The organism is Arthrobacter sp. Y3224198 (genome assembly GCF_059090025.1).
In genome coordinates, this window is the sequence record NZ_JBNHFG010000017.1 from 1 (window position 1) to 19,438 (window position 19,438).

General features: G+C 66.2%; 19 protein-coding genes and 1 other RNA gene. 11 read left to right on the plus strand and 9 right to left on the minus strand.

Annotation, left to right across the window (positions count from 1 at the left end):
- Positions 1 to 310: 310 nt before the first annotated feature.
- Complete coding sequence (locus AC5RUF_RS10620; RefSeq protein ID WP_494130541.1) at positions 311 to 1,597, plus strand: ammonium transporter; 1,287 nt, start codon at positions 311 to 313, stop codon at positions 1,595 to 1,597.
- Between the two features lie 82 nt (positions 1,598 to 1,679).
- Here the strand turns inward: AC5RUF_RS10620 and AC5RUF_RS10625 are convergent, their stop codons facing one another.
- Positions 1,680 to 3,473, minus strand: a complete 1,794-nt coding sequence (locus AC5RUF_RS10625; RefSeq protein ID WP_493996826.1) for a thiamine pyrophosphate-requiring protein — start codon at positions 3,471 to 3,473, stop codon at positions 1,680 to 1,682.
- 177 nt (positions 3,474 to 3,650) lie between these two features.
- Here AC5RUF_RS10625 and AC5RUF_RS10630 point away from each other — a divergent pair, with 177 nt between their 5' ends.
- From AC5RUF_RS10630 to AC5RUF_RS10650, 5 genes are all read left to right on the plus strand, one after another.
- Positions 3,651 to 4,184, plus strand: coding sequence for a dihydrofolate reductase family protein (locus tag AC5RUF_RS10630; RefSeq protein WP_493996827.1), 534 nt, complete (start codon positions 3,651 to 3,653; stop codon positions 4,182 to 4,184).
- Positions 4,185 to 4,278: 94 nt separating this feature from the next.
- Positions 4,279 to 4,746 (plus strand): hypothetical protein, encoded by a 468-nt coding sequence (locus AC5RUF_RS10635; protein ID WP_493996828.1) that lies wholly within the window; start codon positions 4,279 to 4,281, stop codon positions 4,744 to 4,746.
- An 88-nt stretch (positions 4,747 to 4,834) separates the two neighbouring features.
- Positions 4,835 to 5,650 (plus strand): alpha/beta fold hydrolase, encoded by an 816-nt coding sequence (locus AC5RUF_RS10640; protein ID WP_493996829.1) that lies wholly within the window; start codon positions 4,835 to 4,837, stop codon positions 5,648 to 5,650.
- Positions 5,651 to 5,656: 6 nt separating this feature from the next.
- Complete coding sequence (locus AC5RUF_RS10645) at positions 5,657 to 7,219, plus strand: ATP-binding protein (RefSeq protein WP_494130542.1); 1,563 nt, start codon at positions 5,657 to 5,659, stop codon at positions 7,217 to 7,219.
- Between the two features lie 139 nt (positions 7,220 to 7,358).
- A complete protein-coding gene (locus AC5RUF_RS10650) occupies positions 7,359 to 7,850 on the plus strand; it encodes a GtrA family protein (RefSeq protein WP_493996831.1) in 492 nt (163 codons plus the stop codon).
- A 12-nt stretch (positions 7,851 to 7,862) separates the two neighbouring features.
- On the opposite strand, the gene AC5RUF_RS10655 is transcribed toward AC5RUF_RS10650, so the two are convergent.
- From AC5RUF_RS10655 to AC5RUF_RS10685, 7 genes are all read right to left on the minus strand, one after another.
- Positions 7,863 to 9,242: an NAD-dependent succinate-semialdehyde dehydrogenase gene (locus tag AC5RUF_RS10655; protein ID WP_493996832.1), complete on the minus strand. Its 1,380-nt coding sequence runs from the start codon at positions 9,240 to 9,242 to the stop codon at positions 7,863 to 7,865.
- Between the two features lie 96 nt (positions 9,243 to 9,338).
- Complete coding sequence (locus AC5RUF_RS10660; RefSeq protein WP_494130543.1) at positions 9,339 to 10,130, minus strand: trimeric intracellular cation channel family protein; 792 nt, start codon at positions 10,128 to 10,130, stop codon at positions 9,339 to 9,341.
- Between the two features lie 83 nt (positions 10,131 to 10,213).
- Positions 10,214 to 10,507: an Rv3202a family protein gene (locus AC5RUF_RS10665; RefSeq protein ID WP_493998217.1), complete on the minus strand. Its 294-nt coding sequence runs from the start codon at positions 10,505 to 10,507 to the stop codon at positions 10,214 to 10,216.
- A 287-nt stretch (positions 10,508 to 10,794) separates the two neighbouring features.
- Positions 10,795 to 11,832 carry a glucose 1-dehydrogenase gene (locus AC5RUF_RS10670; protein WP_494130544.1) on the minus strand — a complete coding sequence of 346 codons (1,038 nt, stop codon included), beginning with the start codon at positions 11,830 to 11,832 and terminating at the stop codon, positions 10,795 to 10,797.
- 106 nt (positions 11,833 to 11,938) lie between these two features.
- Positions 11,939 to 12,308: a transfer-messenger RNA gene (gene ssrA, locus AC5RUF_RS10675) on the minus strand.
- A gap of 184 nt (positions 12,309 to 12,492) precedes the next feature.
- Positions 12,493 to 12,789: a hypothetical protein gene (locus AC5RUF_RS10680; RefSeq protein ID WP_227911875.1), complete on the minus strand. Its 297-nt coding sequence runs from the start codon at positions 12,787 to 12,789 to the stop codon at positions 12,493 to 12,495.
- Positions 12,790 to 12,858: 69 nt separating this feature from the next.
- Positions 12,859 to 13,347, minus strand: coding sequence for a hypothetical protein (locus AC5RUF_RS10685; protein ID WP_494130545.1), 489 nt, complete (start codon positions 13,345 to 13,347; stop codon positions 12,859 to 12,861).
- A gap of 134 nt (positions 13,348 to 13,481) precedes the next feature.
- On the opposite strand from AC5RUF_RS10685, the gene AC5RUF_RS10690 reads away from it, so the two are divergent.
- The 3 genes from AC5RUF_RS10690 (at position 13,482) to AC5RUF_RS10700 (ending at position 16,027) form a co-directional block, all read left to right on the plus strand.
- A complete protein-coding gene (locus AC5RUF_RS10690) occupies positions 13,482 to 14,159 on the plus strand; it encodes a nucleoside/nucleotide kinase family protein (RefSeq protein ID WP_494130546.1) in 678 nt (225 codons plus the stop codon).
- A gap of 41 nt (positions 14,160 to 14,200) precedes the next feature.
- Positions 14,201 to 15,121 (plus strand): SMP-30/gluconolactonase/LRE family protein, encoded by a 921-nt coding sequence (locus AC5RUF_RS10695; protein ID WP_494130547.1) that lies wholly within the window; start codon positions 14,201 to 14,203, stop codon positions 15,119 to 15,121.
- 96 nt (positions 15,122 to 15,217) lie between these two features.
- A complete protein-coding gene (locus AC5RUF_RS10700; protein ID WP_494130548.1) occupies positions 15,218 to 16,027 on the plus strand; it encodes a hypothetical protein in 810 nt (269 codons plus the stop codon).
- Positions 16,028 to 16,119: 92 nt separating this feature from the next.
- Here the strand turns inward: AC5RUF_RS10700 and AC5RUF_RS10705 are convergent, their stop codons facing one another.
- Positions 16,120 to 16,836, minus strand: coding sequence for a GTP pyrophosphokinase (locus tag AC5RUF_RS10705; protein ID WP_494130549.1), 717 nt, complete (start codon positions 16,834 to 16,836; stop codon positions 16,120 to 16,122).
- A gap of 582 nt (positions 16,837 to 17,418) precedes the next feature.
- On the opposite strand from AC5RUF_RS10705, the gene AC5RUF_RS10710 reads away from it, so the two are divergent.
- Both AC5RUF_RS10710 and AC5RUF_RS10715 read left to right on the plus strand, forming a co-directional pair.
- A complete protein-coding gene (locus AC5RUF_RS10710; protein ID WP_493997313.1) occupies positions 17,419 to 18,885 on the plus strand; it encodes an amino acid permease in 1,467 nt (488 codons plus the stop codon).
- 121 nt (positions 18,886 to 19,006) lie between these two features.
- Positions 19,007 to 19,417 carry a hypothetical protein gene (locus AC5RUF_RS10715; protein WP_494130550.1) on the plus strand — a complete coding sequence of 137 codons (411 nt, stop codon included), beginning with the start codon at positions 19,007 to 19,009 and terminating at the stop codon, positions 19,415 to 19,417.
- Positions 19,418 to 19,438: the final 21 nt, after the last annotated feature.

Consider the following 19,438-nt stretch of genomic DNA (forward strand, 5'->3'; position numbering starts at 1 on the left):
ACCTGGTAGCTCTCAACCGTCTGTCCGGCGGTGGTGACTACCGAGCTGTAGGCCTAGCCCGCCGCCGTCGGCGCGCGCCCGGCCCACCCAGCAAGCTCCCAGCAGACGCCCAGTGGGCGTTAACACAGCGCTAACCTGCAGGCGCTCCCGCCCGTAACATCACCGCTCCATTCTGGAACGAGCACCGCCGGTACCGGGGTGCCGATCAGTTTCGGGGGCTGATCCGTCCCTCATCCTCCGCCCGGCTGCTGCCCGGGGCATTCCCGCCGCAGATGCACAACGGGCGTCCGACCTGAACGGGAGTACCTCCATGGACTCTGGAAACACGGCCTGGCTGCTGGCCAGTTCCGCGCTGGTCTGCCTGATGATCCCCGGCATTGCCTTTTTCTACGGCGGCATGGTGGGTTCACGGCGGATCCTGAACATGATGATGATGTGCTTTGGCGGGGCCAGCCTGGTGGCCGTCCTCTGGGTGCTGTACGGCTATTCCGCGGCCTTCGGCAACTCGCTCGGCGGGTTGGGCCTGCTGGGAGACCCGGTGGAATTCCTTGGCCTGTCCAGCGTGCTCACCGAGGACCCGGCCGCTTCCATCCCGGTGGCCCTGTTCGCGGCGTTCCAGTTGATGTTTGCCTGCGTCACCACCGCCCTGGTGGCAGGCTCCGCCGCCGGCCGGATGAAGTTCGGCGCGTGGATGGTCTTCGCCGGGCTCTGGGCCACGCTGGTGTACTTCCCCGTGGCGCACTGGGTGTTCGCCTTCGACAACGAGGACGGGTCGGTGGTCGGCGGCTGGATTGCCAACCGGCTGGGCGCCATCGACTTTGCCGGCGGCACGGCGGTGCACCTGAACGCCGGCGTCGCTGCCCTGGCGCTGGCCCTGGTCCTGGGCCGCAGCAAGGGCTGGCCCCACTCCCACGGCCAGCCGCACAGCCGGCCGCTGATCCTGCTGGGGGCCAGCCTGCTATGGATCGGCTGGTACGGCTTCAACGCCGGGTCCGCGCTGAGCGCCGGGCACTCCGCCGCCGTCGTTTTCCTCAACACCGCCGTGGCTGCCGCCGCCGGGCTGCTGGGCTGGGCACTGATGGAACGGATGCGGCTGGGTCGTTCCTCCAGCCTGGGCGCGGCGTCGGGACTGATCGCCGCGCTGGTGGCCATCACCCCTGCCTGCGGTGCCGTGAGTCCGATTGGCGCGGTAGTAATTGGTGCAGTGGCCGGCCTGGTCTGCTCGCTGGCCATCGAACTGAAGTTCCGGCTCGGGTTTGACGATTCCCTGGACGTGGTGGCGGTACACGCCGTCGGCGGTCTGCTGGGAACCCTGCTGATCGGGCTGTTCGCCACCGGCGCGGCACCCAACGGCGTCAGCGGCCTGTTCTACGGCGGCGGGTTCTCCCTGCTGGGCATCCAGGCCCTGGCTTGCTTGGCGGTGCTGGCGTACTCGTTCGCGGTAACCTGGCTGATTGCCAAGGTGCTGCAGCTGACCATTGGCCTGCGCATCCCGGAGGAAAGCGAACTCAAGGGCATCGACCTGATCGCCCACTCCGAATCCGCATACCTCAACGACGAAGAACCCGTAGAACTCGGCGCACCCACCCGCACCTAACCGCAGACAGGCAAGGACCGGTCCGCCGAAAGGAGGAACGGGCGCACCCCGGCGGGTGCGCCCGTTCCGTTATCCGGAACCGTCAGAGGTCCTGGTACAGGCCCTCTTCCTGCGCCAAGTACGTGTCCAGCAGCCGACGCGAGTGTTCACCCGCCGTTCCTTCCTGGTCCAGCCCGTCCTTCATGGTTTCGGCCTGCGCCGCACCGGCAGGGAACGGCGGCAGCAGCGGAACCGCGGGGTCCGTCACCACTTCAATCAGGAACGGCCGCTTGGCGGCGAGCGCAACGTCCCACGCCTCCCCCAGCAGTTCCGGATCCTCCACCCGGATGCTCTCCAGACCCAGCAGCTTGGCGTACTCGGCGTATTTGAAGTCCGGCAGCGACTGGCTGTCTTCGAACCGCGGATCGCCTTCCATTTCGCGCTGCTCCCAGGTCACCTCCGCCAATTCGCGGTTGTTCAGCACGCAGATCACGAACCGCGGATCCGCCCACTTCTGCCAGAGCCGGCTCAGGGTGATCAGCTCGGTCACGCCGGCCATCTGCATGGCCCCGTCACCGGAGAGCGCCACCACGGGACGGTCTGGGGCTGCCAGCTTGGCCGCCAGGCCGTACGGCACCGAGCAGCCCATGCTCGCGAGCGTGCTGGACAGGTGCGCCGGCACGCCTTCGGGCAGGTGCAGCTGGCGGGCGTACCAGTACACGGAACTGCCGACGTCGACCGCGACCTGCGCGTTGTCCGGCAGCCGCCGGTTCAGTTCATAGACCACGCGCTCCGGGTTCACCGGATCCGCTTCCGTCATGGCCCGTACCCGCGCCAGCTCATGCCAGCGGCGCACGCTTTCCTCCACCTTGCCCCGCCACGGCGAGTCCGGCCGGGCCTCCAGCAGCGGGATCAGCGCCTCCAGGGCAGGTCCGGCGTCGCCCGTGATGCCGATCTCCACCGGATACCGGTTGCCGATCGCCGAGGCGTCCCGGTCAATCTGCACCGCCCGTGCGCTGCCCGGCGCGGGGTAGAACTCGGTCCACGGGTCATTGGAGCCGATGATCAGCAGGGTGTCGCAGTGCTCCAGCACGTACCCGGCGGACGCGGTGCCCAGATGTCCCATGGTCCCGGCGGCCAGCGGCGCGGTTTCATCCACGTACGGCTTGCCGAGCAGGCTGGTGGTGATGCCGGCGCCGATCTTCTCCGCCAGCTCGTGGACCTCCGCGCGGGCATTCCGCGCGCCCTGACCCACCAGCAGGGCCACCTTCGAACCGGCATTGATCAGCTCCGCAGCGGCCTTGATGTCCGCTTCCGCGGGCGTGATCCGGGCGGGCCGGAACACCGGGGCGGTCGCCAGGATGCCGTGTTCCTGTTCCAGTTCCGGTGCCGGGGCCTGCTGCACGTCATGCGGAATGATCACGACGGCGGGGGTACCGGTGGCCAGCGCCTTCTTGAAGGCGCGGTCCAGCACCAGCGGCACCTGCTCGGGGGAATTGATCTGCTGCCGGAAGGCCGAGGCCACGTCCCGGGTGAGGTTCATCAGGTCCACCTCCTGCATATAGGAGGACCCGAGGACGCTGCGCGACTGCTGCCCCACAATGGCCACCACGGGCACCCCGTCCAGCCGGGCGTCATACAGGCCGTTGAGCAGGTGGATGGCTCCGGGACCCTGGGTGGACATCACCACTCCGACGCCGCCGGTGTACTTGGCGTGCCCGACGGCCATGAATGCGGCATTTTCCTCATGCCGGACCTGGACGAATTCTGGATTGCCGCTGCGGCGCATGGCACCCAGCACCGTATTGATGCCGTCTCCGCTGTAGCCGAATACCCGCTCCACATTCCAGGCCTGCAGGCGTTCAACAATCAGGTCCGCTACGAGCCGCTCGCTCATGTTTTTCCCTCCCCGTTCCGCCCGCCGGAGGCACTCCGCCGGCCGGAGCCGAAAATAGTCAGGCTGCTTATGATGCATCACTGACAACCTATCCCAGATGGGCGGGAAGCGCGCCGGCACCGGCCGGTTTGGACCCGTCCCCTGCCCCGGCATTCGCGGCACCGGTAGGCTTTCGGCATGCCCAAGGTCATCTATTACGTCGCCTCGTCCCTGGATGGCTTTATCGCGACCGACGACAACAACCTGGACTGGCTGCTGCAGTTCGGGTTCAAGGCTTTCCAGGCACACTATGACCGCTTTATAGCCGGCGTGGGTGCGGTGGTCATGGGCGGGGAAACCTACCGCTGGCTCCGGGCCGAGGAACCGGATAAGTGGGAATACCGCCAGCCCTGCTGGGTGCTGACCAGCCGGGAGGACCCGGCACCGCCGGAGGCGGACATCCGATTCGCTGCCGGGGACATTCGTCCGGTCCTGCAGCAAGCCCGTCAGGCCGCCGGGGAACGCAACGTCTGGCTGGTGGGCGGCGGCAATGTGGCGGCCCAGTTTGCCGACGCCGGACTGCTGGATGAGCTGTGGGTGACCTACATGCCGGTCGCCCTGGGCAGCGGCCGGCGGCTGCTGCCGGTATCGGGCCCCACTGCCCCAATGCGGCTGATTGCCGCCACCCAGTTCGACGGCGGGGCATCCGAGCTCCGTTTTGCCATCGACTGAGGAACAGGCGCCCAGGACCGCAGTCCGCGGTAAAGGATGGGATTGCGGCGTTTTGCGTAATTCGAAGTGTTTGCCTCCGTGCCACCATGGCAGCATGCCTGCCCGCACCTTTCCCTTTTCCCCGCGCACGGCCACCGCGCTCGAGGCCGGCGACGTCATTCCCGTACAGTCGCCGTCGGGCGCCTGGGCATGTTTACAGGTGGTGGAGCTAAAGCCCCGGGCCCGGAAGCACTTTATTGTCGCGCTGCTTCCGTGGAACGGCAGCACGGCGCCGGAAGCCGGCGACGTCGCCGGGCTGGTCCCGCTGGTGCGTGCCCTGACCAGGCTGGAAATCTTCACCGAGGGCGGCCTGGAGGTAACCGGAAACGTACGGCCGAACGATGCCGGGCAGGAACGCTGGTACGGACCCGGCTATGTCGGAAAAAGGACCAAGGTGTGGGGATGGATAGCCACCATTCGGGTTGCCCGGGAAGCGGCGGATAACAAGTGGCCTGAGCAACAGGAATCCGCGGTAGAGCGGCACATTAAAGAGATTTCCGAACGGAACCAAGCCGGCCATTAAACGCGGCTTGGAACCTGTAAAGTGTGCAGTTGAATCCGCACATGGTATGGCGGGCAGGGCTGAAGAAGAAAAGCAGGCACAGAAGTACATGACAACTGATATCCGCACCCGGAACAACGTCCGTGTTCTGGGACGGGCCGACGGTCCGGTGCTGCTTTTCGCCCACGGCTTCGGCTGCGACCAAGGCATGTGGGAAGGTGTGCTGCCGCATTTCACGGACCAGTACAAAGTAGTGCTCTTCGACCATGTGGGTGCCGGCAATTCCGATATCTCCGCATATACCCCGGCGAAATACTCCGCACTCGACGGTTATGTGCGTGACGTCCTGGAACTATGCGAGGAACTGGACCTGCAGGACGTCACGTTCGTCGGCCACAGCGTCAGCGCCATGATGGCCATCGCTGCGGGCGCTTCCTCCCCGGCACGCCTGGCCCGGCTTGTCCTGGTGGCTCCCTCCGCCAGCTACATGGATTACCCGGAGGACGGCTACGAAGGTGGTTTCAGCCGGGCCGACCTCGATGAGCTGCTGGATTCCCTGGACACCAATTACCTGGTCTGGGCGGCCAACATGGCACCGGTGATCATGGGCAATCCGGAGACCCCCGCCCTGGGCGCCAAGCTCGAAGGCAGTTTCTGCCGGGTGAATCCCACCATTGCCCGTCAGTTTGCCCGGGTGGCGTTCCTGTCGGACGTCCGCCACCTGCTGGCACAGGTCGCAGTCCCCACGCTGATCATGCAGGCCTCCGCCGATCTGCTCTGCCCGCCGCACGTGGGCCGCTACCTGCAGGACCGCATCCCGCAGAGCACCCTGGTCCAGATGGAGGCCACCGGCCACCTCCCGCACGTCAGTGCGCCGGATGAAACCGCGGCCATCATCCTCCGCTTCCTGCAGCAGTCAAAGTAGCCCGTGGTGGACCGGCTTTTCCCGCTCAACTACGAGGAACTGTTCAACAACGCCCCGGCCGGACATATCCTCACGCTGGCGGACGGCACCATTGTCTCCGCAAACGCCGTGGTGCTCCAATGGACAGGCAAAACCATGGAGGAGCTGTGCGGCACCAGCCTCCTGAAACTGCTGCCGGTGGGGGACCGGATTGTCTACACCACCCATGCCATGCCGCAGCTGGGAATGAACGAGTCGTTCGCGGAGCTCGCCGTCGATCTCCTGGGAGCTGACGGCCAGCGGGTCCCTGTGCTGCTCTCCGCCACCCGGACGCCTGCCACCGCCGAACGTCCCGCCCTGGACCAGATCGTCGCTTTCTATGCCCACGAACGGCGCCTCTATGAGCGGGACCTGATTTCGGCCCTGCGCACCGCAGAAGACGCCGAGGCGGCCCGCGCGGAAGCCGAAGCCAGCCTCACCGCCCAGGCCGTGGTCCTGCAGGAAAAGGACGTGGTGCTGCAGGCCTCGCTGCTGGAGAGCCTGCGCAAGGAATCGATGCTGGAAACCATCCTGGACACCGTGCGGGTGGGTGTGGTGGTCATCGACGAGGACGGCCGGCGCATCCTGACCAACTCCCGCCAGCGCTTCCACGAGCGCCTGGCCGCGCCGTACTTTACCAAGCGCCCCACCGAAAGCGAGATGCTGATCTTCGGCCCCGACCGCACCACGCCGGTTCCGCTGGAGCAGCGCCCCGTGCGGCGGGCTGCGGCCGGGCAGTCCTTCTCGGACCAGCTCGTCTGGTACGGCGAGGGTGAGGAACAGAAGGCGCTGAGCGTGTCCGCCCGTTCCATGAAGGGCGACGACGACGCCTTCCGCGGCTCGGTGATCGCCTACAGCGATGTGACCGGTCTGGTTAACGCCGTGGCGGCGAAGGACGATTTCGTGGCGAACGTGTCCCACGAACTGCGCACGCCGCTGACTTCCATCATGGGTTACCTGGAACTGGCCCTTGATGAAGAGGACGCCATCCCCTCCTACGTGGCCTCGTCCCTGAAGGTTGCCCAGCGCAACTCGGAAAAGCTCCTGCACCTGGTGTCGGACCTTCTCTCCGCCGCCGCCGGTTCCACAAGCGTTGAGCGCGAAGCCACCGATATGGCCGAGCTGGTCCGGTCCTGCATTACATCCGCCGCGCCGCGCGCCGAGATCAATGCCGTGGAGATTGTCGCCGAGGTGCCTGAGACCCTTCCGGTGTTGGCGGATCCGAAGCGCCTTTCCCAGGTGCTGGACAACCTGCTTTCCAACGCCGTGAAGTACTCGCCCGACGGCGGACAGGTCACCGTCAGCGCGTGGCGCACGGAGGCCGGCAGCACCATCCTGCGGGTGGCCGATTCCGGCATCGGCATGACGGAGGCCGAGCAGGCCGAGGTGTTCACCAAGTTCTTCCGTTCCGGCACCGCGCGGCGTGCGCAGATCCCCGGGGTGGGGCTGGGCCTGGTGATCACCAAGCGCATTGTGGAGGAACACGGCGGCACCATCGCCATGGAAAGCGAAGCCGGGAAGGGCACTGTCTTTACCGTCACACTGCCCTGATTCCGCTTGCGTTTATGCGGATTTTGCGGCCGGATGCACGGTGTGCAATCATCCGAAGGTAAAGGCTCTCACCGTGCTCATGCACCGGCGCGGGCAGGAAGCTGCGTCCCGTTGCGAACGCGTTGAACGGATTTCGTGAATGGCAAAGACCAACAAGGTGCGCGCAATCGCCCGGCGCCTGGGCTCGTTTTCGGCCGTAGGTGCCGTTGCCTTTGTAGTGGACGTAGGCCTGTTCAACATCCTCTCCTCCACTGCGATGCAGGACGACCCGATTCTGGCCAAGACCATCTCCGTCGCGGCCGCGACCACCGTCTCCTGGCTGGGCAGCCGCTACATCACGTTCCGCAAGCTGCGCACCCGCAGCATCCGCAGCGAAACCCTGCTCTTCGCCCTGACCAACCTTGTGGGACTGCTCATCTCCACGGGCTGCCTCTACGTCTCCCACTATGTGCTGGGCTTCCGCAGCCAGTTCGCGGACAACATCTCGGGCAACATCGTGGGCATCGGGCTGGGCAACATCTTCCGCTATTTCGCCTACCGCTACGTCGTGTTCAACGGACCCAGCAGCCACGCGGGTGGTTCCCGGACCGAGCCGGAAAACCTGGAGCAGGAAAACACCCGCGCAGCCTGAGCGCCACTGCGGCTACCGCGGAGCCGGTGTACGGATCAGTTTCTTGTTCACGAACTCATCCATCCCATAGCGACCCAGTTCACGGCCCACGCCGGAGCGCTTGACGCCGCCGAAGGGCAGATCCGGCTGCGTACCCGCGGTGCCGTTGATCCAGACCATGCCGCTTTCCAGCCGGTCCGCCACCTCCATGGCCCGTTCTTCATCCGTGCTGAACACGGTTCCGCCCAGGCCGAACGGTGAATTGTTGGCCAGCTCCACGGCTTCGTCCGCGCTGGAGACCTTGTAGATCACGGCGGCCGGGCCGAACAGTTCCTCGGTGAAGGCCCGCATATCCGGGGTGACGTCGGTCAGGACCGTGGGCTGCACAAAGGCTCCGGGCCCATCGATGTGCCCGCCGCCAGTGCGCAGCGTTGCGCCCCGGTCCACGGCGTCGCGGATCTGTTCCACCAGACCGTCCGCGGCAGCCTGCGAGGAAAGCGGCCCGAACCGGGTGGCCGGGTCCAACGGGTCGCCGGGCTCCATGGCGGCCATGCGTGCGGTGAACTTCTCCACGAAGTCCTCGTACAGGTTGTCCATCACTATGAACCGCTTGGCCGCGTTGCAGGCCTGCCCCGCGTTGCCCATGCGCCCGGCGACGGCCGCCTTGACCGTGGCGTCCAGGTCCTGGCTGTCCAGGACAATGAACGGGTCGCTGCCGCCCAGTTCCAGCACGTATTTCTTCAGGTTCCGGCCGGCCACCTCGGCGACGGCGGCGCCCGCCCGCTCGCTGCCCGTCAGGGACACACCCTGGACGCGCGGGTCCGCGATGATGTCTGCAGCCTGCCCGTTGGTGGCGAACAGGTTCACGTAGGCGCCCTCCGGCACCCCGGCGTCGGCGAAGATCCGCGCCATGGCCAGGGCGGACTGCGGGCAGTTGTTCGCGTGCTTAAGCAGGACGGTGTTGCCGAGCATCAGGTTCGGGCCGGCGAAGCGGGCCACCTGGTAGTACGGGTAGTTCCAGGGCATGATGCCCAGCAGCACGCCTACGGGCAGGGTGCGGACGACGGCGGTGCCGCCGCCTTTCGGATCGAGCTGCTCGTCGGCCATAAAGCCGGGACCCTCGGTGGCGTAGTACTCGTAGATGTTGGCGGAGAGGGCCACCTCGCCCTTCGCCTCACGCAGCGGCTTGCCCATTTCCAGGGCGATCAGCCCGGCCAGTTCGTCGGCACGCTCCCGATACAGTTCGGCCACCCGGGAGATGACCTTGCTGCGGGTTTCCACCGGTTCGGTGCGCCACCGCGCATATGCATCGTGCGCGGCGGTAACGGCCTGCCCGATTTCCGTGTCGGTGGCTTCGGGGAATTCCCGGAGGGTCTCTCCGGTGGCGGGATTTACGCTTTTGTAAGCAGTCATATTTGCCACGCTACTCCCGGAAATGCGGACTGCAAAAGCCGTCTTTTCCGGGATTATTTCCGCCCCAAAACACGTTTTACACCCCTAATGCGCACTTTAGCGGCCGGCGGAATCCGTTCCCGGGGCGTCGCCGTCGGCCTCCTGGCCCCCGGGGTACGGGAGTTGCCCGCGGCGGAAACGCGGCTTCCGCAGCTTCGGGCGGGGCCAGCCCGCCCGGTCCGCGGCCCGGTCCGCGGGCCGCGTGCGCCGCGGCAGCCGGACGGTAAACTCCCCCGGTCCGGGCAGCCGCCAGCCGCGGCGCCGGGCCACGATGCACAGTACGGCGCAAGTGCCGATCGCCACGCCCATGCCCAGGTTCTGCATGCCCATACTGTAGAGCACCACCATCTCCACGGAAGCCACCAGCGCTCCGGTGGCGTACAGGGTGTTGCCGCCGAAAATGGCAGGGACCCGCCCCACCACGATGTCGCGGATCATGCCGCCGCCCACCGCGGTCACGCAGCCGATCAGGATGGCCGGCAGCCACTCCAGTCCGGTCGCCAGGGCCTTTGCGGTACCGGTTGCCGCCCAGCATCCCAGCGCAAATGCGTCCGTCACGATGAGGAACCGGTTGGCCCATTTGCCCTTGAGTTCAATGGCGTAGGCGATGAATGCCCCGGCAATGGCGGTGTAAAGATAGGCAGGGTTGGTCAGTGCCACGGGCTGGCCGGCCTGCAGCAGGGTGTCGCGGAGCACGCCGCCGCCCAGCGCGGAGCTCAGGGCCAGGACAATAAAACCAACCGGGTCCATGCGCAACTGGCGGGCCACCGCGCCGCCGAGCACCCCGTTGGCCAGCACGCCGGCCAGGTCAACGACGTCGAAGACCGCCCCGGGGTCGAAAAGATTCACGCCGCTCCTGCTGCTTCCATAGGCCGTGTTGCCGCCGTCCATTCTACGGGGGCGGAGGGCGGCCTAGCCTCGCAGAGCCGGCGCTAGTCCTCGCCGGCTCCCTGCGGATAGCCGTCGTCATCCACCGGGACCTCGGCCTTCTGTTCCAGGATGTCCGCCTCGGAACCGTCGCGGTCGATTTCCCCGGCGGGCCCGGCGTCGCCGGCACCGGGGATCACGGGTACTTCCTGTTCCACGCCGTCCGCCTCAGAACCGTCCCGGTGGATTTCCCCGGCGGGTCCGGCGTCGCCGGCACCGGGAATCGCGGAAATCGACTGGTCGGCGCGGTCGGCGTCCGAACCGTCGGGAATGACGGGAAAATCGGTGTCCTTCTCCATGTGCGTCCTCCAATGCGAGTTGCCGTGGCCGCCGCAGCGGCCGTGGTCCCTCCGGTCTATCACCCAAGCGGCGTGGGAGAAACAGTCAGCGGAACCTGCCTAGGCGGCTGAGCTCTGTCGTTGGTACCTCACGAATGCTGCGTCCATGGATGGAATCCTTGGCAAAACGCTGCCACTTTGGGAAACGGCTGCCAGTTTGGGAAATCCCTGCCGGTTTGCAGCGGAGGGATTTCCCAAACCGGCAGCAAAATCTCAAACCGGCAGCAGAACCCAGGATTTGCACCTGCCTAGGCGAGATCCAAAACCACCTTGACGTCGTCGTCGTGCTCTTCGAAGGCCTGCACGTAATCAGCCAGCGGCACCCGGCGGGTGATCATCTGGTCCAGCCACGCGGTATCCGCCTTGGCCAGTGCGGCGGCTGCCTTGAGATAGTGCCGGCGGTTGGCGTTGACGGTGCCGAACACCACCCGGTTGTCCATCACGAGCCCCAGGTTCAGTGCCCCGAGGTCCACCGGTGCCTCGCCGCCTGTTTCCGAAACACCCGTCAGGCACGTGACGGAGTTCTTCGCCCCGTGCTTCAGCACCTCCCGGATCACGGCTGGGGCACCGGTACATTCGATGATGATGCCGGCCAGGATGCCCGAGTCGGCAAGGGTGTCGGTGTGGAAGACGGCGCCCAGCTCCTTCGCCAGGGCGGCCTTGGGACCGTCGTCCTCCAAGTCGAAGATATGTACTTCCAGGCCGCGCTGGATGCCGAACATGGCGGCCAGCAGGCCGACCGGACCGGCTCCCGTGACCGCAACAACGCGCGGGCGGAAATAGGCGCGGCTGCCGATCCGCTCGATCTGCTCCCACGCCTTGGCCAGGATGGTTGCCGGCTCGAGCAGCACCCCCACGCGTTCCAGCGAGGGATCCAGCTTGACCATGTCCTCCGGCTCTCCGCGCCAGCGTTCCCGGGCAAAGCCGTCCAGGCCCTCGATGCCGTGCTCGGTGTAGGTGCCGGTGAGGCACATGTCCCACTCACCGGCAGCGCACGCCCGGCAGTTCTCCGCACAGGGACGGCGGACAATTCCCACCACCAGGTCGCCGGCGGCCAGTCCGGAATCTTCCGGGGCTTCAACGACGCGCCCCAGGTTCTCGTGGCCCATCACCAGATGCTTGTGCCCCTCCGGTGCCCTGCCGAATTCAGCGGCAATCACTTCGCGGTCCGTCGCGCACAGGCCCACGGCCAGCACATCCACCAGCACGCTGCCCTGCCCCGGGTCCGGCAAGTCCCTCAGTTCCAGTGAGTCCTTTTGTCCGGGGGTAATGGTCAATGCCTGCATGGGTGTCCCTTCGCGGGTACCGGTTTCTCCTTCACCAGATTAGTGCCGGAACACAGCGCCCCCGGAAACGCGAAAGGCCCACCCCTACAGGGGCAGGCCTTTGGCGTGGTGGAGATGGGGGGAATCGAACCCCCGTCCGGTGTTGTTTTGCCAGGGCTTCTCCGGGCGCAGTATGCGTCGGATTTTCTCGGCCCCAGCCATCCTGCAAACAGGTGGCTGATCCGGGCCCAGCCGTCAAAAAGTCCCGAACACCCCGACGGCGGGGGCGTTCAGCAGTGGCCCTCTAAACGACGCCAGGATCCGGAGCGAGAGCGACTCCGGGCTGACGGACTACTCCGGCTGCTTAGGCAGCGAGAGCGAAGTCAGTGCGCATAGGTTTGGCACTTATTGTTTTGCAGAGAGCGTTAACGAGATAACTCTGCGTTCTCGGCCCGCTTCCCCTGGCACAAACAACATCGTCGAAACCGATCATCCCCGTATTGAATTACCAATCCGACGCCGGTGCCCCGGCTGCCGCTGCGGGCCTTCTTCCGCCCGCATCAGGTATAACGACGACGCCGGGCCGATGATTCCCGCACTGCCCCGGCTTTTTGCCGCCCGGGGCCCGCCGCCGGCAAGGCCGGGCCGGGACCGCTGTCCCCGCCCGGCAGCCAGGGAGATTCAGCGCTTGCGGCCGAAGACCAGCGAGGCCAGGGCCACGGCGCCGGTCACGGTGAAGACGGAGGGCCAGGCGCCCATCTTCTTGGCCAGCGGGTGGGACAGGCCGAATGCGGCAACGTAGCCGGTGGTCAGGGCCGCGGCCGTGCCCGTGCCGGCGTCGCGCTTCCACAGGGCAAACGCTGCGGCGCCGGCTGCAGCCAGAACGGCTCCGCCGAGCTGGCGGTTGCCGGTGTCACGGGCGGTCTTGTAGCCGCCGATGAGGCCGGCACTGGTGATCAAGGGGGTCAGCAGGGACAACGTATTTCTCCTCCGGTAGGGAACACCTCCAGCTTAGGCCGCTCCCGGCTCCTCTCCCCCCTCGCCCGGTCAGTGGCTGGTGGTGCCCTGTCTGGACTCCAGAACCGGCGCTATCCACGCGTCCGCAACCACTCCGGTGGTCCAGGCATAAACCGCCTTGTGCCACACATCCACCAGCGTTTCGGGCAGGGGCCATGACGTGGGCGGCGCCCCGATGCCGGTGGCGTTCTCCAGGGTCTGGTCCGTCGCCAGCCGGACCACGCTAAAGGTCGTGTTCGCCATGGGGCCGCGGATCCCCGTGACTGACCAGATTCCGCGCAGGGTACCAAGCACGGCCCCGGTGCCCCAGTGCATGGCGTGGTTCCAGGCAGCGGGCTGCGCGTCCGGGGCCGGATGCCTGCCGAGCAGGCTCAGGAGTGTCCGGGCCGGCACATAGGAGTTGGGCCGCCGGCTTACGGACTGTTCCACCTTCTCGCCCGCGGTCATTACGGCCACACCTGCCAGACCGGCCAGGGCGCCCTGCCCTGCTGCCCTCAAGAGCGTACGTTTCCGGCCCATGGCCGCCTCCTTTGCAACAGACATCGAAACGCCGTGCACCTCAGCCTAGGAGACGCCCCGCCGATTGTCCCGGGGGAAACCGGCACCGGCCTGGTCATAGACTGGTGCCGGCCGGGCAGAAGGAGCGAAGAACCGTGGCACTGACAACTTTGGCCCAGGTGAAGGACCGGGTCCTGGCCTTGGCCGACCAGGCCGGGACAACCCTGGTGATCGGCGTGGCCGGTGCTCCCGGCGCAGGCAAAACCACCCTGGTGGAGGCTTTGGTGCAGGCGATGAACCCGGAGCACCAGCCCCCGGAAAACCGCCGGTTTGCCCACGTGCCCATGGACGGCTTCCACCTTTCGGACCGTGAGCTCCAACGGCTGGGCCTGCTGGAGCGCAAGGGCGCCCCCGAAACCTTTGATGCCGGCGGTTACGCGGCGCTTCTGGGCCGGCTGCGGGCAGACCGCACGGCCGTGGTCTATGCGCCGGGTTTTGACCGGACACTGGAGCAGCCGCTGGCCGGCGACATACCGGTATTCCCCGCCGCACGCGTCATCCTCACGGAAGGTAACTACCTGCTGCTGGACCGTCCGGAATGGCGGCACGTCCGCTCGCACTGCGACGAGGTCTGGTACGTCGACGACGACGAGCAGCGGCACTCCCGCCTGCTGGAACGGCATATCCGCTTCGGCAAAACCCCGGCCGCGGCCGCGGCCTGGGTCCGGGACGTGGACCAGCCCAATGCCGAGCTGGTCCGGGCCTCCCGCACCCGCGCCGACCTGGCGATCCGCCTCGGTTCGCCCCCGCCACCGTACGCCGGTGGCGTATAAAAGGACACAGACCCGAAATCCCCACTGCTAGGAGAACCCCTATGGATACCCGCCCCGGAACGCTGCTGGAAGACGGCGCCATCCTCGAGAAGGTGGGCACCGGAGCTGTCTGGGCGGAGGGTCCCGCCTGGGTTCCGCAGCGCAATGCCGTGCGGTACAGCGATGTGCGTTCCAACCGGATCCTGGAATACAGCGAAACCACGGGCGAGCTGAGCGTTTACGGGCACGATGTGGAGTTCACCAACGGCCGGGCCCTGGACGCGGACGGGGCGGTGGTCCAGTGCTCGCACGGGCGGCGGGCCATTGAACGCGACCGCGACGGCGCCGTGGAGACGCTGGTGGACCGCTTCGGCGAGGTGCGCTTCAATTCCCCCAACGACGTCGTGGTGAAGTCCGACGGCACCATCTGGTTCTCCGATCCCTCCTACGGCATCGACAATCCGGCCGAGGGGCATGGCGGGGAACTGGAATACGGGGACCGGTACGTGTTCCGCTTCGACCCGGCCAGCAGGGAACTCACCGCCGTCATCACGGACATCATGGCACCCAACGGCCTGGCGTTCTCGCCGGATGAGTCCGTCCTGTACGTTTCGGACACTGCCGAGGAGTCCGTCTCCCCCGCGGGTCCGGCGCAGCCGGAGGGCAACCCCATCCGGGCCTACGACGTCGTCGAGGGACGCCAGGCGAAGAACGGGCGGGTGTTCGTCCGGGTTGCGCCCGGCGTGCCGGACGGCTTCCGGGTGGACACCGACGGCAACATCTGGTCCTCCGGCGGGGACGGCGTCCGTGTCTTCTCCCCTGCGGGGGAACTGCTCGAGCATATTTCGGTGCCGGAGACCGTCAGCAACGTCTGCTTTGGCGGTGCCGACGGCCGGACGCTTTACATGACGGCCACGTCCAGCCTGTACCGTATCCGCACCACGGCCACCGATGCCGCGGCCGCCCTGCGGGAACAGCGCTAGCCGTAAATACCGGAGAATAGCCGTGATAAGTTACGGCTTGTTGTTTCGCTCTTTAATAATTCAACATTCAAGGCATAACCATGGGGGAAATTTAATATGTCGAGGAATATCCAGGCCAGGCTGTCACGGTCCCTAACAGTGGCCGGCATCGCCGGCACGCTTCTATTTACATCGGCCTGCGCTGCCGGGGATGATCCGAAAGCCGCTTCAGACGCTACGTTTACGGCAGCTGCAGCCAACAGCGATTACGGGCCGACCATCAACGGCATGCCGACCCTGAAGGAACCCGCCAGTGACGAAAACGGGACCTGGCGCAAAACCACCATCCTTCCGGACGATCCCGCTTTCGACTACGACGCATCGGTGGTCGATCCGGTGACCGCCACGGTGTGGAGCGAGGATGAAATCAAGGAAGCCCAGCGCCTCTCTGTTGAGATGGCCGTGGATATGATCGACACTGCGGGCAACGGTGCCCCGAATGACCTCGAAGCACGAGTGGAGTGGTGGAAGGCCAACCAGGACAAGTTTGATCCTGCCTGGGCGCAGGATATCTACAACGCCTTGATTTCCGACGATCCCAACCTGGCAGTGGTCTTCAAGGGTTCGCACCGGCTTCATGACGACAGCAAGCTGGACTACGGCTTGGTCTACGGCGACGAGGCGGCGCATATCAAGGACCGCGAAATCCAGACTGCGTCCATCAGCGCCGGTTCCCTTGCGGACGGGCGCAATGCAATCATGGTGACCCTCGAACTTGAATACAAGAACATTGCCGAAGTCGATGGGAAGCATGCCGACGAGGAGGCTACCGCCAAGATCGTCTTCCACCTGACAAAGGACGAGGAAACAGGAAAGTTGCTGGTTACCGGCCTGGAACCCGAATATCAGTTCCAGATTCTTCGCTGATGAAATAAGGCTTTTCCTTTATGCAGCGGGGGTGGTGATTGTTTACGGACAGTCGCCACCCCCGCTTTTGCATGCAGGGACGCCGGGGCAGGTCAGGACAGCAGCCGGCGCAGCCGGTACTCCAGTTTTCCGCGACGCGTGCCGTCCTCGCTCAAATGCGCCGTCCGCTGGATGTAGGCCCGGCCCCACTGCTCCAGCAGGAAGTCATCTGCTGCGCGTACGTGCCCCGGGGGAAACCGGTAGCGCAGCCGTTGGCCCAGTGACGGCCAGTCGGCCGAGCGCAGCAGCGCTGTAGCCTCCGCCAGGGAGTAGACGGTGTTGGCCTCCAGCACCTGCACCAGCCAGTCATAGTGCTCGGCCCTGCTTCGCGGGTTTTCCGGCAGCTCCTGCTCCAGCACCTCGCGCAGCGCTGCGGCCGTGAGCTCATCGCCGGTCGCGGTGCCGGCCACCTTGGCCTGGCCCCGCAGCCGCTGCAGGGCCACCACATGGTTGATGGCATCGAACTCCCGGTCGGCCAGTTCGATCAGCCCGGACGCCAGGGTGAAGGCACGGTTCACCTCCGGAGAAACCGGCCCGGTGCCCTTGTACCGGATTTCGTGCTCGAACTCGGCCCACGCATGCTGCAGGATGGTCCGGAACTGCACTTCGAACCGCTGCCCGCCGTAGGCCTCACACCCTGCCGGGGCGTTGTCCTCCGGAACCTGCAGGACCAGGTGCTGGCCGGAATACCCGAAGTCGCCGCGGGTCTTCTGCTCTGCCGACTTGTCCACATGGTCAAGTTCCACGAATGTGCCCGACAGTGCTTCCATGGTGCCGGGATATCCGATTCCAGGAACAGGATGATCCGGACGCCGATCAGGTCATCAATGTCCGCCAGGCCGTTGGGATAGCGTGGCACCCCGTCCTCGGAACGGCGGTCCAGCTTCTTGCCCAGCGACTGGGACTCCTTCACCCGGTGCTGGATGTGGTGGTAGTTCAACCCGTCGTCGGCCAGGCGCGCCACCACCGCAGCGAAAATCCCCTCGCCCGCACCCTCGTAGCGGCCCCGGTTCATCCCGTAGGTGCCCAGCCATTCGTTGATCCGCATGCCGTGCGTGGGCAGAAGTTCCATCGACAACCCGTTCCCGCCTTCCCGTCAATGTCCGACGCCGGTGCCCGGCGGCGGTGCCCGGCGGCGGACTGGAGCGACCTGGCTCAATTCTGTGGCGCGGGTCCGCGGCCCGCAAGGCTTCTGCGCGGTACGGGGAGACCCTGTCCCGGCAACGGAACAGTCGGGTGGAACAGGTAGCCGTCAGGGGTACCCGATGGCCTCGCACGGGTCCATACTTCTGCCGTAGCAGCGCCCCGACGCCCAGTCCCGGCGGCACCGCAGCGCACGGATCGGAGCAGACATGTCCACAGTCGCGGGCCGCGGAGGTTCGGTCCTCCGCCGCAAGCCCATTGACGAGGTTGATGAAGAGAAGACCGGCAACAAGCTGTTCAAGAGCCTGGGTCTCTGGCAGCTGACGGCCATCGGTGTGGGCGGCATCATCGGTATCGGCATCTTCACCCTCGCGGGGCTGGTGGCGAACGGCGGCCCGGACGCCTCCCCGGTGGGTCCGGCCGTGTTGATTTCCTTCCTGGTTGCCGGCCTCGCCAGCGCGGCAGCTGCCCTGTCCTATGCCGAGTTCGCCGGGATGGTCCCGCGTGCCGGCTCCGCCTACACCTACGGGTACGTTGCCCTGGGGGAGCTGATCGGCTGGTTCATCGGCTGGGACCTGCTGCTGGAATACACCGCGATCGTGGCAGTGGTGGCCATTGGCATATCCGGATACTTCACCGAGTTCCTCGCCGGGTTCGGGATCGACATGCCCGTGTGGATGCAGGGCACGGGCGACACCGTGGCGGGCGGGCTGATCAACCTGCCCGCCGCCGTCGTCTGCCTGTTCATCACCTGGATCCTTAGCCGCGGCACCAGGACGTTCGGCCGTTTTGAGCTGGTGGCAGTGGGCCTGAAGGTGCTGCTGATCCTTTTCATCGTGGGTCTGGGCTTCTTCTACATCAACACCGAGAACTACACCCCGTTCCTGCCCAGCGGCTTCGGCGCGGTCTTTACGGGTGCGGCCACGGTTTTCTTCGCAGTGTTCGGGTATGACGCCATGAGCACCGCGGCGGAGGAGGCGAAGGACGGAAAGAAGCACATGCCCAAGGCCATCCTGCTGTCCCTGGGGGTGGCGATGCTCCTGTACGTCCTGGCCACCCTGGTGCTGACCGGCATGCAGAACTACCGGGATATCAGTCCCACGGCGGGGTTCGCCTCGGCGTTCCAGGCCGCCGGGCTGCCTGTCATAGCCACCGTGATCTCCGCCTTTGCCGTGCTCTCCATCCTGACCGTGATGCTCACGTTCCTGCTGGGCGTCACGCGCGTCTGGTTCTCCATGAGCCGCGACGGGTTGCTGCCGGGTTGGTTTGCCGGCACCGACAGGCGGGGCACCCCGCAGCGGGTGACCTGGATTGCCGGCGGCGCCTCCGCCCTGCTGGCCGGGTTCTTCCCCATCCGTGCCGTGGCGGACCTGACCAATATCGGCATCCTGGCCGCGTTTGTGGTGGTTTCCGTGGCCGTGATTGTGCTGCGTTACCGCCAGCCGGATGCACCGCGGGAGTTCCGGCTGCCGCTGATGCCGTTTGTGCCGGCCTTTGGGGTGCTGGCCTCCGGTTTCCTGATGCTGCAGCTGCATTGGGAGACCTGGCTGCGCTTTGGCATCTGGCTGGTCATCGGCTTGCTGGTTTACGGTTTCTACGGCTACCGGCACTCCCTGTTGAACCCCAACAGCCCGCGGCACGGCCGGCTTCGGGCTGACCCGCAGCCGGGTACCTGACCGGCGGACGGATGCCACACCGAAACTGCGGGGGGACACCCTATCTCCAACTTCCCGGAAAACGGGCTATTATCTGCATTAGGTCCGAATATCCGGACCTTTAGTTGGGGAGAATAACCGAATGGGCAGTCAGTCTCAGGCCATGCCTTCCGTGCGGAAGAAGTCGGCCATGCTCTACCGCCGGGCACGGAGCGGCCTGGTGTTGATCGCCGTTTTCTGGGCGTGGATGATTTTCGGTGCCGCCGATTTTGTCGCCGCCCTTTTCGGCTCCCCCATGCATGCCGCCCTTGCCGTTTTCGGGCTGGGTGCGTTGACCCTGGTTTCGCTGCTCTTCCTGCCCATCTGCATCGGCTTCCTGGTGTTGAACCGCCCGGCGATGAAGGCGAAGGACACAATGCCCGGCACGGCGTCGCCGTCCTCCCCGGAAGCCGGACTGGCCCCGGTGATCCGTCTGGCGCCCCGCGCTGCCGCCCGGCGCGGCGCCGCACTCACCGGCCGTGCCGTAGCCAAATGGCGGGACCTGGCCTCCTAGGCAGCTGCGCCCTGCCCGGCA

Bases quoted from the DNA above. Each gene is read 5' to 3' on its own strand.
- AC5RUF_RS10620 (WP_494130541.1), top strand. From the start codon at position 311: ATGGACTCTGGAAACACGGCCTGGCTGCTGGCCAGTTCCGCGCTGGTC.
- AC5RUF_RS10625 (WP_493996826.1), bottom strand. From the start codon at position 3,473: ATGAGCGAGCGGCTCGTAGCGGACCTGATTGTTGAACGCCTGCAGGCC.
- AC5RUF_RS10630 (WP_493996827.1), top strand. From the start codon at position 3,651: ATGCCCAAGGTCATCTATTACGTCGCCTCGTCCCTGGATGGCTTTATC.
- AC5RUF_RS10635 (WP_493996828.1), top strand. From the start codon at position 4,279: ATGCCTGCCCGCACCTTTCCCTTTTCCCCGCGCACGGCCACCGCGCTC.
- AC5RUF_RS10640 (WP_493996829.1), top strand. From the start codon at position 4,835: ATGACAACTGATATCCGCACCCGGAACAACGTCCGTGTTCTGGGACGG.
- AC5RUF_RS10650 (WP_493996831.1), top strand. From the start codon at position 7,359: ATGGCAAAGACCAACAAGGTGCGCGCAATCGCCCGGCGCCTGGGCTCG.
- AC5RUF_RS10655 (WP_493996832.1), bottom strand. From the start codon at position 9,242: ATGACTGCTTACAAAAGCGTAAATCCCGCCACCGGAGAGACCCTCCGG.
- AC5RUF_RS10665 (WP_493998217.1), bottom strand. From the start codon at position 10,507: ATGGAGAAGGACACCGATTTTCCCGTCATTCCCGACGGTTCGGACGCC.
- AC5RUF_RS10670 (WP_494130544.1), bottom strand. From the start codon at position 11,832: ATGCAGGCATTGACCATTACCCCCGGACAAAAGGACTCACTGGAACTG.
- AC5RUF_RS10685 (WP_494130545.1), bottom strand. From the start codon at position 13,347: ATGGGCCGGAAACGTACGCTCTTGAGGGCAGCAGGGCAGGGCGCCCTG.
- AC5RUF_RS10695 (WP_494130547.1), top strand. From the start codon at position 14,201: ATGGATACCCGCCCCGGAACGCTGCTGGAAGACGGCGCCATCCTCGAG.
- AC5RUF_RS10700 (WP_494130548.1), top strand. From the start codon at position 15,218: ATGTCGAGGAATATCCAGGCCAGGCTGTCACGGTCCCTAACAGTGGCC.
- AC5RUF_RS10705 (WP_494130549.1), bottom strand. From the start codon at position 16,836: ATGGAAGCACTGTCGGGCACATTCGTGGAACTTGACCATGTGGACAAG.
- AC5RUF_RS10710 (WP_493997313.1), top strand. From the start codon at position 17,419: ATGTCCACAGTCGCGGGCCGCGGAGGTTCGGTCCTCCGCCGCAAGCCC.
- AC5RUF_RS10715 (WP_494130550.1), top strand. From the start codon at position 19,007: ATGGGCAGTCAGTCTCAGGCCATGCCTTCCGTGCGGAAGAAGTCGGCC.